The organism is Acinetobacter sp. GD03645 (assembly GCF_029845285.1).
GTDB lineage: Bacteria > Pseudomonadota > Gammaproteobacteria > Pseudomonadales > Moraxellaceae > Acinetobacter > Acinetobacter corruptisaponis.
On sequence record NZ_JAOCLL010000011.1, the window covers coordinates 60,220 to 75,958 of the forward strand.

Consider the following 15,739-nt stretch of genomic DNA (forward strand, 5'->3'; position numbering starts at 1 on the left):
AAATTTATTTAGGTGCCCAAGCTGGTTCGCGAACTTCACCTTGCTCACTTGGTAAGTTCATACGGAAACGACCATCTGTTGACATGATGGACAATAAGCCGCGCTCTCCCTCACGTGTCGCATAAACCACCATTTGCCCATTGGGTGAGAAGCTTGGTGATTCGTCCAGACTGGTTGGCGTCAGGATATTGGTAATGCCTGTATTAATATCCTGAATGGCAACTTTATAGTTGCTTCCACTTGGACGATGAACTAATGCAATTTTTTTACCATCTGCACTTAATGTGCCACGGGCATTGAACGCACCTTTAAATGTTAAGCGTTTAACTGAACCATCATCAAAACGATAGCTATAAATTTGTGGAGAACCGCCACGGTCAGAAGTGAAGATAAATGACTTACCATCTGGTGCATAACGTGCTTCGGTATCAATCGCTGAATCGTTGGTCATCCGCTTGACTTGGCGGCTGGCTAAGTCCATTTGATAGATTTCAGGGTTACCATGCATTGAAGCGGTAAAGAGCATGGACTTGCCATCTGGTGAAAAGCTTGGTGCACCATTCAAGCCCCTGAAGCTTGCTAAAACTTCACGCTGGCCTGAAGCCAAGTCCTGAAGATAGATTGCAGGACGTTTGGTTTCAAAAGAAACGTAGGCGATTTTCTTTGCGTCTGGAGTCCAAGCTGGAGAAAGGATTGGATCACGTGACGAAAGGACGGTTTTAGGTTGTTCGCCATCGGTATCAGCAACCTGTAGGGTATAACGTTGAGCTGGGGTTGCCTGATTACGCAACACATAGGCAATACGACCACTAAAATCACCTGCAATACCTGTCAGTGCCTGATAAATCGCATCACTGATCATATGTCCCGCCTGACGGATGCGTGAACTTGGTACAGTCAGGACTTCATTGAGTAGGTATTGCTGTTTTTGTACATCATACAACTGGTATTGAATTTCAAATGTATTGGCATCAATAGCTTTCATTTGTCCGACAACAACATAGGGAACGCCAGCATTTTGCCAGTCGCCAGCCTGAATCTGATCAATACTTGCAGTAGCAGGTAAATTTTGTGATGCACTGGTAAAACGACCTGAACGGTTTAAATCGCTTTCAACAATTGGATAAATCGCCTTGTCATTGGTAAATGGTACAATCGCAATTTTAGGCGCCTGTTCAGGGGCTTTGGCAATTTCAAGATGGAGTTGTGCAAAAGTTGTTGCTGGAACAACGGTGCTAATGGCAGTAAAAACTGCTAAGGAGATGAGATGTTTACGAGTCTTGTCCATAATTACAATAATTTGCATAGTATTGTTGTGGCTGTTGATTATTTAACATAGTTACATGCTTTGTGCTATGACAGGCATGTAACTATTCACGATAAATTACTATTTTGCTGTGAAACTTGAAGTAAAGCTTCTTGCCTCACGACGGGCATCAGGATCTTCTGGCATTGGGTAAGGTGCGGCGGCACGAACTGCTGCTTCTACACTGGCTTTTACATCTGGATCGCTTGCTGAAACAATCACTGATAAAACGGCACCGCTGTCACTTAAGGTGACACGGGCAGTTGCCTTTTGACCCGATGAACCTGATGGTATGTCCCAGGCACGTTTAATTTTGCTTTCAAAATCCCGTTTGGCTGTTGAAGCAACTTTCTTGGCATCTGCCTTTTTCTGCGCTGCTTCCTGTTCAGCTTTTTTAGCGGCAGCAGCTTTGGCTTCTTCTGCATCCGCTTTTGCTTTAGCGTCGGCATCTGCTTTACGTTTTGCATCGGCTTCAGCTTTGGCTTTAGCATCTGCGTCTGCCTTACGCTTGGCTTCAGCATCCGCTTTTGCTTTGGCGTCGGCATCGGCTTTTTTCTTGGCATCAGCGTCCGCTTTACGTTTTGCGTCTGCCTCTGCTTTTGCCTTAGCATCCGCATCGGCTTTTTTCTTGGCATCAGCGTCTGCTTTACGTTTTGTGTCTGCCTCTGCTTTTGCCTTAGCATCCGTATCCGCTTTTTTCTTGGCATCAGCATCGGCTTTACGCTTTTCTTCAGCAGCCTTGGCCTTGGCATCTGTTTCAGCTTTTTTCTTAGCGTCAGCGTCTGCTTTACGCTTTTCCTCAGCAGCCTTGGCTTTGGCATCTATTTCAGCTTTTTTCTTGGCGTCCGCGTCTGCTTTACGCTTTTCTTCCGCGGCTTTTGCCTTGGCATCTTGTTCAGCTTTCAACTTGGCTGCATTATCTGCCTTGGTTTTAGCGGCCAGATCAGCTTTACGTTTTGCTTCCTGTTCAGCCGCTTTTGTTTTTGCTATGGCATCTGCATGACGTTTTTCTTCTGCCTGTTTGGCTTTTGCCTCATTTTCAGCTTGTCGTTTTTGCTCCGCAGCTTTTGCTTTCACCTCGGCATCGGCTTTACGTTTTTCTTCGGCAGCCTTGGCTTTGGCATCAGCTTCTGCACGTTGTTTTTGTGCGACAGCTTCCGCTTGCTTCTGTTGTTCTTCTGCCTGTGCTTTTGCTTTGGCGGCTTCCTCAGCCTTACGTTTTTGTTCAGCCAACTTTGCCTGTTGCGCCTGCTCAGCTTTCTGCTTTTCGGCAGCAAGTTGCTGAGCAGTAGGTAGTGGAGGGGCAACAGGAAGATTTTCAGGCTGAGTTTCATCTACAATTGGACTTAATATTTCTTCTGCCTGATTTTCAGCCGTCGTTTCCTGTTCTAAAGGTTTTGCCAATGGAGGAGGTAAGTCTTCAGGCTTAACTAAAATGGTGGTTAGCTTTTTAGGCTGCTCAGGTGGTTTACTCAAGCCTAAAAAAAGTAAGCCAACAATGGCGATGGCATGAACGCCGAGTGTAAAACCCAGTGCAATCGCATTTTGCTTAAAAGGTGGCTCTTGAAATCTTTTCATAACTTATTTTAATGGCTCTGTCAGTAAGCCGACTTGGGTTAAACCTGCTTCTTGTAAACTTGCCATTAGGGAGACAACTTCCCCATAAGGGCGAGATTTATCACCATTAACCAGTACAGTAAGTTGCTTATTTTCCTGTTCTGCCTGTTTTTGAGCATCACTTAACACAGACTCAAGTTGTGCTAGAGAAAGTGGTTCACTGTCTTTATATTCTTGATATTGCAAATAGATATTGCCATCTTTGCCAATGGTGACCATTGCAGGCATATCTTTGGATTCAATTGGGTGATTATTGGCTTGTGGCAAATCCACCTTGATCCCACTGGTGATCATTGGTGCAGTGACCATAAAAATGACCAAAAGCACCAGCATGACATCAATATATGGCACGACATTCATGTCACTTTTCAGTGGCTTCTTGATGCGTTCAAAACGTCCAGATCGTTGAATCGCCATTATGCATCTTCCTGTGTCGTTCCAATCGCTTGACGCTGTAACAGGGCAACCATTTCTTCGGCAAACAGGGCACGGTCTGAATAGATGGATTCACCTTTTGCGGTGAAATGGTTAAAGGCAAGTACCGCAGGAATTGCGGCAAACAAGCCAATCGCGGTTGCAATCAATGCTTCTGCAATACCAGGTGCCACAGTTGCCAAAGTCACCTGATCCACTGCGGCAAGACCTATAAAGGCATTCATAATGCCCCAGACTGTACCAAACAGGCCGATATAGGGAGCGACAGAACCAATACTTGCCAATGCGCCTAGACCTTGCTCCAATCCGCCCTGATCACGGCTTAAGCCAACACGGAGGATACGTTCAGTTCCCTCGATGGTCTGGTTGGTGTCGGCCTTGCGCTTTTGCAGCTTGAAAAATTCACCCAGCCCCTGATAGAAAATATCTTCCAGCCCATGGCGTTTGGAATTGAGCTGGGCGTTGTTGTATAAAGTGTTCAGTTCGGCACCTGACCAGAACATTTTTTGAAAATGCTCATCATCCTGCGCTGCCTTTTTAAAGCCCATATGTAGTTTGGCAATCAAATACCAGCTAAAAATAGAAGCAAGTAACAGGATCAACATGACCAATTGTACAACAGGGCTTGCCTGTAAAATCAGGTCAGAAATGTGCAGGGAAGATTCTAAATTTGTTGCCATAAGTTGAGTGCCGAAAGTTTATTTTTAGTCCTGTGCCAATTCTTTTTGAATCAGGTCACGAATTTCATCAGGAAGTCTGCGTGGCATCAAATCCTTGTTTAAACATGCCAACGTAACCTCACCTGAAGCCAGCAAGATTTCACCACGATATATATTTTGTTGCAACACAAATGACGCGGCTTTACACGAAATAACACGTGCTGTAACGGTAATTAAATCGTCCATTAATATAGGGCGTACATATTTGACCTGAATCTGGTGGACAACAAAGCTGTAATCCTTTTGATGCCAATAGTGTGCGATGCCTGTGGAGCGTAGCCATTCTGTACGGGCACGTTCCATAAAACGGATGTGATTGGCGTGGTAGACAATCCCACCTGCATCTGTATCTTCGATATATACACGAATATTAAATTCAAAATGATTGGCCATGATGACGTCCTTATACAAAACTCTCCTGAATATTCAAGAGAGTTGGAAGAAATTTAAACTTATGCTTCTGGCGGGGTTAATCCAAACTGTAAATACGCCATATTGGTGGCAATACGACCACGTGCAGTACGCATGACATAACCTTGCTGGATGAGATAAGGCTCAATCACATCTTCCAATGTGCCACTGTCCTCTGCCATCGCAGCAGCTAAAGCCTCTACACCAGCAGGCCCACCATCAAAACGCTCAAGCAACATGCTGAGATAACGGCGATCCAGCGTATCCAAACCTGCCTTATCCACATTCAGCATATCCAAGGCACGCTGGGCCATATCCTGAGTCACTTCACCTGTACCCTTGACTTGGGCATAGTCACGAACTCGACGTAACAGACGGTTGGCAATACGTGGTGTTCCTCGGGCACGGCGTGCAATTTCAGCAGAGCCTTCGTGTGTGATTGGTACATCCATCAAGTTTGCTGAACGTGTGACAATATGGGTTAAGTCCTCAACTGAATAGAACTCTAGACGTTGCACAATCCCGAAACGGTCACGTAAGGGTGAGGTGAGCAGGCCAGCACGGGTAGTGGCTGCAACCAGTGTAAATGGAGGCAAGTCCAGTTTAATTGAACGGGCAGCGGGGCCTTCGCCAATCATGATATCCAACTGATAATCTTCCATCGCTGGATAAAGAATTTCTTCAATCACTGGAGAAAGGCGGTGGATTTCATCAATAAAAAGAACATCCCCCTCTTCAAGATTGGTCAGCATTGCGGCCAAATCGCCTGCACGTTCCAACACAGGACCAGAGGTTGATTTTAAATTACCACCCATTTCCCGAGCGATAATGTTGGCAAGCGTGGTTTTACCTAAACCAGGTGGGCCAAAAATTAGAGTATGGTCAAGCGCTTCACCACGTCCACGTGCGGCACCAATGAAGATTTCCATTTGTTCACGGACGACAGGCTGTCCAATATAGTCTGCCAATGAAGTTGGACGAATTGCACGATCAAAATGATCTTCTGGTTTTTCTGTTCCGCTAATAAGACGATCTTGCATATAGGTATTACTTCATCATGGATTTAAGTGCCGCACGAATAATATCGGCAGATTCTGTATAGTCTGCCTTAACGGCTGCAACCGCTTTTTGTGCCTCAGCAGGTTTATAGCCGAGTGACTGCAATGCCGCTTCGGCTTCAGCAACAGGTGAGTTTGCCATAAACTGGATTTGAGCCGTGGTTGAGCTTGCATTGCTACTACTGGTTGACTGTGCCAATGCCTTGAAACGGTCCCGTAATTCAATCATTAACCGTTCAGCCGTTTTTTTACCTACACCAGGAACCTTGATCAGGGTATTGATGTCATCGTGTTCAATGGTATGAATTAATAATTCAACACTTAAAGTGGATAATATCCCCAAAGCCATTTTAGGACCGACACCATTCACTTTCAGTAATGTGCGAAAAATGGTTTTTTCCTGTGTATCACTGAAACCATAGAGTTGCTGAGCATCTTCACGGACCACCAAGTGCGTCCATAATGTCACTTTCTGGCCCTTTTGTAATTGGCAAAATGTCGAAAGTGGTGTGTCGATTTCATAGCCAACGCCATTCACATTTAACAGTACTGTTGGGGCTTCCAAGGCAAACACTTCGCCAATTAAACATCCGATCATTGAGTCATTTTCACTTGTTTATTAATGGTTGAATAGTAGAGGCCATTTGCTCTAAACGCAAAATGGCTTTTCATATTTATTTGTGATTTCGCGTGGATTTTATTCAAATCAATCAAAATAAAAATAGCCTGAGTAAATCTTATTTCCTAGAAGAACCCAACTTTATTGCCTTGTAACTCCTGTGCCAAACTATAGGCTTGATGGTCAGAAAACTTACTAATAATATCCAGAACTTGCATAATATTGTGGTAGTGGTTGTTTTGGAAATTTGCGCCTGAATGTTGCAATATTGACATCAACCGTTGTTCCTTAAAGCTTAGGGTTTTATGTGGCATGGTTAAGGGCACAAAAGCATCTAAAATGGTCTGTAAACTTTGATGTGCAATAATTTCCAGACCTGATTTTTGTGGATGCTCAAAAATTCGATCTCTGGCGAGATTCTTGGCAGTTTGAATACCTGCCTCAATATCAGGTGAACAATATTGGAGTAAACTGCCCTGAAGCTGTCCTGTCAGGATTTCGTACTGATATTTGGCAAAAGCTGTGGTGACTTCATCGACCAGACGTTTCATCACACGGCCACGCAGGGCGGCGATTTTTTGTTGCCATGTGGTATGTGGTAAATGCAGCTCTTCTGGGTAGCCATAATCCGCAATCAGGTTCAGGAAAATAGGCTCAACTTCGGCATAATTCAGCATGTTGAGGATGATGCCATCTTCCAGATCAATCAATGCATAGCAAATGTCATCGGCTGCTTCCAGCAAATAGGTGAGTGGATGACGGCAATAATGATATTCGCCCAACTGAATCAGTCCGAGTTGTTCGGCAATCTGTTTTAAAATTTCTTTTTCAGATTGATAGCAACCAAACTTGGCCCGCTTATGTGACGGAATATCACCTTGTTCCTCAATGGTTTTGGAGAGCCACGGATATTTTAAATAAGCACCTAATGTTGCATAGGTTAGGCGCATACCACCATCATCGGGATGATAGTCAATACGGCTCAACAAACGAAGTCCTTGCGCATTACCTTCAAACTGACGGACATCCGCTGCTTCTTCTGGCGTGAGTTTAGTTAAAAAGTCCCGATGTGAGGCATCATCAAACCATTCCCGAATCGCATATTCACCTGCATGACCAAAAGGTGGATTGCCAATGTCATGGGCCAAACAGGCTGCCTGAATAATCGCACCGACATCCGCAGGGGAAATCCACATCGGTAGTTCATCTTTAATCTTCTCCGCAGCCAACATGCCCAGCGAGCGGCCAATACAGGAAACCTCAAGCGAATGAGTAAGGCGGGTATGGATACCATCATGTTGAGTGAGTGGGTGAACCTGTGTTTTTCTATTTAGTTGACGAAAGCTTTGGGAAAATATAATTCTGTCATAATCTTTGTGGAATGGGCTTCGAGCCAATTCTGTACTGCTTTTTTTACTGCCTAAACGAATTGCGGAAAGCAATTCCAACCAACGCATTTGTTCCATTGATTATTATTCACTATGAGTTCAGCTTCATCATGCCAAAAAAAAGATGAAAGCACTAGGGTAGGGCGACACAAGTTGTCTTTGATCATGAAGTGAATAAGAGTTTCATATTTTATCTATCTTGGTAATTAAAGTTGAATGGTGTAGGAAAAAAGAATCCCAGACTGGAAATGTGATGAACTCTACAAAGCAAATGAATTGTTACGAATATGGAAAAGCGATAAAGCGAGAAGAAATTAAACGACTTGGCATAGAAAACTCTGATTTTTAAGATGGATATGGCTAGCTCAAAGCAGGCTTTCACAGTAGAATATGCGCTCTCTCATAAGTCACATTGCGGTAGGCTCGTTAGACGACCTGCCCGTGGAGCCAAAGTCAGCATGTTTATCGTGGCAGGTGCAGCAGCACACTCTTCTTTTAAGAAAACTCAACTCGTAAATCGTTTAGCGTCAATGAGTTCTGTTCAGTCTTTTGACAGCCAGTGGGTTTATTTGTTTGATCAAGCGCTCAACGAGCAGCAACATCAATCTGCATTACAACTGTTAAACGATGGTCAATCGTTTGAACTGCGCCAAGCCGCAAGTGATGAAATCCAGATTCTAGTGACACCACGTGTCGGCACAATTTCGCCGTGGTCATCGAAAGCAACCGATATTTTCCAGAACTGCAATACCCCAATTCACCGTTTGGAACGTGGAATATTGTTTACACTGAAAGGTGTGAAAGAAGTTTCCAATGAAATGAAATTGGCTCTGCATGACCGTATGACAGAGAATGTTTTTGCTCAAATTGATGATGCAAAAGCCTTATTTTCGGAAACAGCGCCAAAGCCATTGAACTCAATTGATATCTTGGGTCAAGGTAAAGAGGCTTTGGTCAAAGCCAATAATGAGTTTGGTTTTGCCTTATCAGAACAAGAAATTGATTACTTAACCGAAGCATTTACCAAGCTGGGGCGTAATCCAAATGATATTGAATTGATGATGTTTGCACAGGCCAACTCTGAGCACTGCCGTCATAAAATCTTTGGTTCTGAATGGACAATTGATGGTGAAAAACAACCATTATCATTGTTCCAGATGATTAAAAATACCTATAAAGAATCTCCGACTGACGTATTATCGGCATATAAAGATAATGCCTCTGTGATCGTGGGTTATGACACCATGCGTTTTTATCCAAAAGCGGATGAAAATGGTCACTTCGTTTATAAATATAAGAGCCAAGCCGCTCATATCTTAATGAAAGTGGAAACGCATAACCACCCAACCGCAATTTCTCCATTTGCTGGCGCTGCAACAGGTTCAGGTGGTGAAATCCGTGATGAAGGGGCAACAGGTCGTGGGGGTAAACCGAAAGCGGGTTTAACTGGCTTTACCGTTTCAAACTTGAATATTCCAGGTTTTGAACAGCCTTGGGAGGAAAACTACGGTAAACCAAGTCGTATGGCTTCGCCATTACAAATTATGATCGAAGGCCCATTGGGTGGCGCTGCGTTTAATAACGAATTTGGTCGTCCTGCGTTAAATGGTTATTTCCGTACTTTTGAACAGAATGTCAATGGTGAAGTGAAAGGCTTTCATAAGCCAATCATGATCGCTGGTGGTTACGGTAACATCCGTCCTGACCATGTTGAAAAAGATGCGATTCAACCAGGTGACTTATTGATTGTGTTGGGCGGCCCAGCCATGTTGATCGGTCTTGGGGGGGGCGCAGCGTCTTCTGTAGATAGCGGTACCATGGGCGAGAACTTAGACTTTGCTTCGGTACAACGTGAAAATCCAGAAATGGAGCGTCGTTGTCAGGAAGTGATTGATACGTGCTGGCGCTTGGAAGACTTTAACCCAATCGTGTCGGTACACGACGTGGGTGCGGGCGGTTTATCCAATGCCATGCCTGAACTGGTGAATGATCATGAGTTAGGCGCGGTATTGAATCTTCGTAAGATTCCATCTTTAGAGCCAGGCATGAGCCCGATGGAAATCTGGTCAAATGAAGCGCAAGAACGTTATGTGTTAGCGATTCGCCCAGAATCCTTAGAACACTTTGAAGAAATCTGTGCCCGTGAGCGTTGTCCGTTTGCGGTACTCGGTGAAGCCACCGAAGCACGTCATTTAACCGTTGAAGACCCATTATTTGAAAATAATGCCGTCGATATTCCAATGCAAGTGATGTTGGGTGGCACGCCACGTATGCAACGTGCTTATGAAACGATTGAGCGGACAGGCAATGACTTTGATGCTGCAAAAGTTGATTTGAAAGATGCGATTTTCCGTGTATTGAAAAACCCAACTGTTGCGTCTAAATCGTTCCTGATCACGATTGGTGACCGCTCGATTACAGGTATGGTTGCACGTGACCAGATGGTGGGTCGCTGGCAGGTTCCTGTTGCCGATGCAGCAGTAACCACCACAAGCTTGCAAGGCTTCACAGGTGAAGCAATGGCAATGGGTGAACGTCCGCCAGTCGCCTTATTGAATCCTGCTGCATCTGCACGTTTAGCGGTTGCGGAAGCGATTACCAACATTGCGTGTGCCAACATCGAACAAATCAGCGATATCAAACTTTCTGCGAACTGGATGGCAGCGGCAGGTCAAAAAGGTGAAGATCAAGCCTTGTTTGAAGGTGTGAAAGCGATTGGTATGGAAATGTGTCCTGCGCTAGGCATCGCAATTCCAGTCGGTAAAGATTCACTTTCAATGCGTACCACTTGGAATGATGGTGAAGACAAAGCCGTGACTTCGCCAATGACAGGTGTGATCACTGCGTTTGCACCTGTTTTAGATGTTCGTAAAACCTTAACGCCTGAATTGAAAAACTTAGCAGACTCTTTAGGAAACGCTGAAGGCTCTGTACTCGTTCGTATTGATCTATCTAAAGGTCAGTTCCGTTTAGGTGGTTCAATCCTTGCGCAAGTGTATAAAGCCATTGGTTCAGTGACACCTGATGTCGATAGTTTTGATGACTTCAAAGCATTCTTTGCCTTGATTCAGGACTGGAACAATCGTGGCGTAATCAAAGCTTACCATGACATCGGTGATGGTGGTTTATTGGCGACTGTTGCCGAGATGATGTTTGCTTCACGCTTAGGTGTCGCTTTAGAAAATCAAACAACTGAAAGTTTATTCGCTGAAGAAATTGGTGCTGTGCTGCAAATTACAGCGGCTGATTGGGTGCAATTGCAAGTTGAAGTTGCAGCATCAAGTTTGAAAGATGCAATTGCGGTTGTGGGGCGTGTCAATACGACGGATCAATTGGCTGTCAATGGATTGACTTTAGAACGTGCTGAATTACAACAGGCATGGGCAGAAGTTTCACATCAAATCCAGCGTTTACGTGACAATGTTGAAACTGCTGATCAAGAGTTTGCACTTATTGCAGATCAAAACCATAAAGGTTTGATCGCACAAGCAACGTATGATTTAAATGAACCTGTTGAAGCGCCGTTTATCAATACACGTCGTCCAAATATGGCAATCTTGCGTGAGCAGGGTGTCAATGGTCATGTGGAAATGGCGGCTGCTTTTGACAAGGTTGGCTTCAATACCATTGATGTCCACATGAGTGACTTGCTTGCAGGCCGTGTTAGCTTGAGCGACTTTGAAGGCTTGGTGGCATGTGGTGGCTTCTCATACGGTGACGTGATGGGTGCTGGTGGTGGCTGGGCGAAATCAGTATTGTTCAATGCAAAATTACGTGATCAGTTTGAACAGTTCTTCCATCGTGAAAATACATTCAGCTTAGGTGTATGTAATGGCTGTCAAATGATGTCGCAACTTGCACCATTGATTCCAGGTGCAGAGCATTGGGGCCGTTTCCACCGTAACATTTCAGAAGTATTCGAAGCGCGTGCAGTCAACGTTCGTGTAGAAAAATCTGTTTCGGTATTGCTCGAAGACATGCAAGGTTCGATTCTGCCAATCGCGGTTGCACATGGCGAAGGTCGTCTGGTTGCCACTGAACAGCAACTTGCTGCATTAAATGCTGAGAATCAGGTGATCTTGCGTTATGTCGATAGTTTGGGTAATCCAACGCAACATTATCCGTTGAACCCGAATGGCTCACCTGAAGCGATTACAGGCTTAACCTCGAAAGATGGTCGTGCAACAGTGATGATGCCGCATCCAGAGCGTAACTTCCGTGCCTTACAGCATTCTTGGAAGCCAGAAGACTGGGCGGAAGATGGTGCTTGGTTACGCATGTTCCGTAATGCACGTAGATTTATTGGTTAATTAAGCAACCAATTGTTGAAAATGCCACTTATTTAGTGGCATTTTTTTTCATAACAGACTGATTTTATAAATAGAATATAATTCACTATTCAATTAAAAATAAATGTTTGATAATCATTTATTTTTTATAAATATAATGAATTGTCTATTATGCGGTAAATATGAATCTGTTATTCTTTTTTATTATGAGGGGAGAAAAATTATGAAAAAATTACTGATACTTACGATGTTGTTAACAGGATGTGCAAGCTCTTATCAACCGCATACTGCTTTTAATAAGAGTGGCTTTAACGAAACAGAACTGACACAGAATCATTTTAAAATCACATTTCAGGGCAATGAAAAAACTTCCACAGAGCGAGCAAGTGACTTGGCTCTGTTACGTGCTTCTGAGTTGATGATTGCCAAAGGTTGCAGCAATTTTAAAGTATTGAGTGCTGCCAATGAAAATATCGGCAGTTTAGTGCTACCGCAAACTCATAAGATTAATGCCTATTCAAGCACAATAGAAAACCGCATTCATGCTGATGCGAATGAATTTTCCAAAGTCTATGCACCTAAATCGACAGTTGAAGTTGGCTGTGCAACAGAAAATGTAGGTGATGAAAGTAAAGTCTATGCTTCAGCCTCCATCAATGAATCAATCAGGCATAAATATGGAATTAGCGTAAAATAGGCAGATTTATGATTCTAGGCATATTGCGATAAGCTTTAGTGGCTTTTGAAAGGCTAAAGTAGAAATAATGCATGATTTTAGAATCTTTCTCATATAAATTAAGCAGATTAGCCACCGTAAGGTGGCTTTATATTGGCTAAAAGATTGAGCAATCGTAGAGAACAATAATGAAATCAAAAATCCATTTCCATGAATTTGCCCTGTTAATGGCATTGTTGATGTCGATTGTATCTTTTTCCATAGATGCGGTCTTGCCCGCGCTAGGTGAAATTGGAAAGGTTTTTACACTGCAAAGTGGCAATCAGGCGCAGTGGGTGATTATTGGTATCTTTTCAGGAATGACGATAGGCCAATTGATCGCAGGGCCATTATCCGATGCGATTGGACGTAAACGGATTTTATTCACGGGAATCGTCATTTACCTTTTGGGAAGCTTGTTGTGCTTCTCCACACAAAGTTTTGAATGGTTTTTGGCTGGACGTTTTATTCAGGGAATTGGGGTTTCAGGGCCGTATGTCGCTTCCATTTCCATCGTGCGGGATAAATACAGCGGTGCACAAATGGCACGTATCATGTCCCTGATTATGATGGTGTTTATGGTTGCACCTGCAATTGCACCAAGTTTGGGGCAGTTGATTATCCATTTCTTTGGCTGGCGCGATATTTTTGTTTTGTATATGGTTTATGCCACGGTTGTAGGCGCATGGGTAGCTTTACGATTGGAAGAAACCCTTGTTCCTGAAAATCGCCTACCCATGCGTTTAGAGGCGTTCCAGCATGGCTTTAAGGAAGTGATCAGTAATAAAACCACCATGAGCTATCTGTTATGTGCTGGCTTCTGTTTTGGTGGGTTTATTGGCTATCTGGGAACTTCACAGCAAATCTTTATGCAGCAGTTTGGTAAAACAGGACAGGAATTTAGTGCCTATTTTGCCGTATTGGCAGGCGTGATGGGGATTGCTTCATTTACCAATTCTAGAATCGTGATGAAATTTGGTATGCGCCCAATCTGTATTTATGGCTTTCTGGGTTTATGCCTGATTTCACTTGCTTTCCTGATCATTCAGTTGATGGGTGTTTCCATCTCTTTCTGGATGTTTATGATGTATGCCTGCATTTTGTTTTTACTGTTTGGAACTTTATTTGGGAATTTAAATGCGATTGCAATGGAACCAATGGGGCATGTTGCTGGTATGGCATCTGCGATTATTGGGGCTGCATCTTCGGTGCTCTCCCTGATTCTGGCCTCTATTATCGGGCAGCTTTATAACGGAACACTCATTCCAATGACCTGCGGTTTTGTGGTTTTATGTGGTTTGGCCTTTGCCATGACCTTATATGAGAAAAGACATTTAAAGGTTTCAGAAAGTGTAGGTGCTTAAATGTGGAAAAGTAGAGAGTAGTTAGCTTTTTTAGCTCCTAAATATTAAAGCATCTGAGAGATAAGAAATCATGAAAAAAGCTGTTCCAGTTGTGGTAAGAAATCATGGGCAAGGCTTGGAAATATTGGCTTTTCGCCATCCATTGGCTGGAACTCAATTGGTCAAGGGGACAATAGAACATGATGAACAATATGAACAGGCCGCTGTCCGTGAACTATTTGAAGAATCTGGATTAGTGGCTAAACCAAAATTCATGGGAAATCTTTTGCTTCAATTTAACCAGCAGGATTGGTATTTCTATCTATGTGACATTAGCTATGCGATTCCTGAGACCTGGGTTTATCATTGTCAGGATGATGGTGGTCTGGCATTTGAATTCTTTTGGTATCCATTAAACCAAAAACCGAATGCAGATTGGCACGAGACTTTTCAGGAAGCATTAGCTTTTATAAGAAAGTATTTTGATCTGGAAAAGTAAAAGCCATCATAAAATGGCTTTTACCTGTATAAGTTTATGGGATTTAGCAATCCTGAGATTTTAGGATCATTGGATGCTTATACATCACATCGGTACGCAGCACATATTTCTGACCTGAAAGCACAGGTGCTCCCTCATGCAACTGTTGATGCTCAAAGACTAGAATCTGTCCAAGTTTTGGTTGGATGTTGGCGATTTGAGTTTCCTTGCATGGTTTCAGCATACCGCTATTACGATAGAAAATCGTTTCGCCACCTGTAAAATCTTCGCTCAGATAGATCAATAAAGTAAGTTGGCTACTGTGCCAATCGTTCACTTCATAAATACCATCATAGTGTGGTCTAAACGTTTCGCCATTTTCATAACGATAAAAACGAAAACGTTCATTTAAGCCACTTAATGTCCAGCCATTGAATTGTTCAGGCAGGAAATGTTTAAGTCTGGAAAATAGGGTTTTGGCAAGCTGAATATCATCATAAATTACACGTTTGTTATTTCTGACATTGGTGAGCACTTGACGAGCTGAGTTTACAAATATATCTGCTGTTTCATAATGATATTTATTGCTGAGCGCGATAAAAGCACCACATTCTTCACTTGAAAACACTTTGTCTACGGTAAAAATCAAAGGTGAGTCTTGATATGTTTGTAGATTTTCTTGTTGTAGTGGCGGTGTTTGTTTGGACATTATCCCATTTTGTAACCTATTGATTTAAAGTTTGGAGTGGCTATTTTAGCATCATTATTTCTTAAATGTTTTACATGGTTCAAATTTTGCTTTTCTTATTGTGGTGATCAGAACTTAGATATTTTGAGTCTTGGAGAGCAGAATGATGAAACATAAAAATCATATTGGAACAATATACACAAAAGATAAGGGTTGGTTTTGGTTTGGATTAACGGTGGTAATCCAGATTTTATGTATTGTGGTGAGCTATCTTGTAATCAATATTTCACTTTGATTGTTGGTGTTTTTTAACGCTATGATTCAATGACTGGTCATCCTATTTGAGTCATTCTATCCATGCTAAAACTTATTTATTACGTTCCTGAGTCACATCTTGATTCTACCAAGCTCGCTATTTTTGAAGTAGGGGCAGGAGGTATTGGTAATTATGAACAGTGTGCATGGCAAGTGAAAGGAATAGGGCAATTTAAGCCTGTTCAAGGTGCAAATCCTTTTTTAGGTCAATTGGATGAACTAGAACAACTTGAGGAATGGAGAGTAGAAACCATTGTTGCAGAAGAAAAGGCAAGTGCTGTTGCAAAAGCATTAAAGGCAAACCATCCTTACGAAGAGCCTGCCTTTGAGTTTATCCAGATTTTGGATATTCAGTAAG

15 protein-coding genes are annotated in these 15,739 nt (G+C 43.0%); 6 read left to right on the forward strand and 9 right to left on the reverse strand.

The window, feature by feature from the left end:
* Nucleotides 1–4 precede the first annotated feature (4 nt).
* From tolB to N5J47_RS10585, 8 genes are all read right to left on the reverse strand, one after another.
* Nucleotides 5–1,288, reverse strand: a complete 1,284-nt coding sequence (tolB, locus tag N5J47_RS10550; protein WP_279959918.1) for a Tol-Pal system beta propeller repeat protein TolB — start codon at nucleotides 1,286–1,288, stop codon at nucleotides 5–7.
* Nucleotides 1,289–1,387: 99 nt separating this feature from the next.
* Nucleotides 1,388–2,884 carry a cell envelope integrity protein TolA gene (tolA, locus tag N5J47_RS10555; protein WP_279959856.1) on the reverse strand — a complete coding sequence of 499 codons (1,497 nt, stop codon included), beginning with the start codon at nucleotides 2,882–2,884 and terminating at the stop codon, nucleotides 1,388–1,390.
* A gap of 3 nt (nucleotides 2,885–2,887) precedes the next feature.
* Entirely contained in the window at nucleotides 2,888–3,340 is a 453-nt protein-coding gene (gene tolR, locus N5J47_RS10560; protein ID WP_279959858.1) for a protein TolR, read from the reverse strand.
* Nucleotides 3,340–4,038: a protein TolQ gene (gene tolQ, locus N5J47_RS10565; protein WP_279959859.1), complete on the reverse strand. Its 699-nt coding sequence runs from the start codon at nucleotides 4,036–4,038 to the stop codon at nucleotides 3,340–3,342. The genes tolR and tolQ overlap by 1 nt, the downstream gene beginning before the upstream one ends.
* 24 nt (nucleotides 4,039–4,062) lie before the next feature.
* Entirely contained in the window at nucleotides 4,063–4,470 is a 408-nt protein-coding gene (ybgC, locus tag N5J47_RS10570) for a tol-pal system-associated acyl-CoA thioesterase (protein ID WP_004676848.1), read from the reverse strand.
* Between the two features lie 59 nt (nucleotides 4,471–4,529).
* Nucleotides 4,530–5,528: a Holliday junction branch migration DNA helicase RuvB gene (gene ruvB, locus N5J47_RS10575; protein ID WP_279959860.1), complete on the reverse strand. Its 999-nt coding sequence runs from the start codon at nucleotides 5,526–5,528 to the stop codon at nucleotides 4,530–4,532.
* Between the two features lie 7 nt (nucleotides 5,529–5,535).
* The gene (ruvA, locus tag N5J47_RS10580) at nucleotides 5,536–6,144 is read right to left on the reverse strand and encodes a Holliday junction branch migration protein RuvA (RefSeq protein WP_279959861.1); all 609 of its coding nucleotides are present in this window, start codon (nucleotides 6,142–6,144) and stop codon (nucleotides 5,536–5,538) included.
* Between the two features lie 146 nt (nucleotides 6,145–6,290).
* Entirely contained in the window at nucleotides 6,291–7,631 is a 1,341-nt protein-coding gene (locus N5J47_RS10585) for a deoxyguanosinetriphosphate triphosphohydrolase (protein ID WP_279959862.1), read from the reverse strand.
* 380 nt (nucleotides 7,632–8,011) lie between these two features.
* Between N5J47_RS10585 and purL the strand changes: the two genes are divergently transcribed.
* From purL to N5J47_RS10605, 4 genes are all read left to right on the forward strand, one after another.
* Nucleotides 8,012–11,863, forward strand: a complete 3,852-nt coding sequence (gene purL / locus N5J47_RS10590; protein WP_279959919.1) for a phosphoribosylformylglycinamidine synthase — start codon at nucleotides 8,012–8,014, stop codon at nucleotides 11,861–11,863.
* Between the two features lie 202 nt (nucleotides 11,864–12,065).
* Nucleotides 12,066–12,539, forward strand: coding sequence for a hypothetical protein (locus tag N5J47_RS10595; RefSeq protein ID WP_279959863.1), 474 nt, complete (start codon nucleotides 12,066–12,068; stop codon nucleotides 12,537–12,539).
* Nucleotides 12,540–12,706: 167 nt separating this feature from the next.
* Nucleotides 12,707–13,921, forward strand: a complete 1,215-nt coding sequence (locus N5J47_RS10600; protein ID WP_279959864.1) for a multidrug effflux MFS transporter — start codon at nucleotides 12,707–12,709, stop codon at nucleotides 13,919–13,921.
* Between the two features lie 70 nt (nucleotides 13,922–13,991).
* Nucleotides 13,992–14,399, forward strand: coding sequence for an NUDIX domain-containing protein (locus N5J47_RS10605; RefSeq protein WP_279959865.1), 408 nt, complete (start codon nucleotides 13,992–13,994; stop codon nucleotides 14,397–14,399).
* 43 nt (nucleotides 14,400–14,442) lie between these two features.
* Here the strand turns inward: N5J47_RS10605 and N5J47_RS10610 are convergent, their stop codons facing one another.
* Nucleotides 14,443–15,087 (reverse strand): 2OG-Fe(II) oxygenase, encoded by a 645-nt coding sequence (locus N5J47_RS10610; protein WP_279959866.1) that lies wholly within the window; start codon nucleotides 15,085–15,087, stop codon nucleotides 14,443–14,445.
* Between the two features lie 142 nt (nucleotides 15,088–15,229).
* Between N5J47_RS10610 and N5J47_RS10615 the strand changes: the two genes are divergently transcribed.
* Both N5J47_RS10615 and N5J47_RS10620 read left to right on the forward strand, forming a co-directional pair.
* On the forward strand, nucleotides 15,230–15,361 hold the full coding sequence (locus N5J47_RS10615; protein WP_279959867.1) for a KGW motif small protein: 132 nt from the start codon (nucleotides 15,230–15,232) through the stop codon (nucleotides 15,359–15,361).
* Between the two features lie 62 nt (nucleotides 15,362–15,423).
* A complete protein-coding gene (locus N5J47_RS10620; protein ID WP_279959868.1) occupies nucleotides 15,424–15,738 on the forward strand; it encodes an NGG1p interacting factor NIF3 in 315 nt (104 codons plus the stop codon).
* The last annotated feature ends 1 nt before the right edge of the window (nucleotide 15,739 follow it).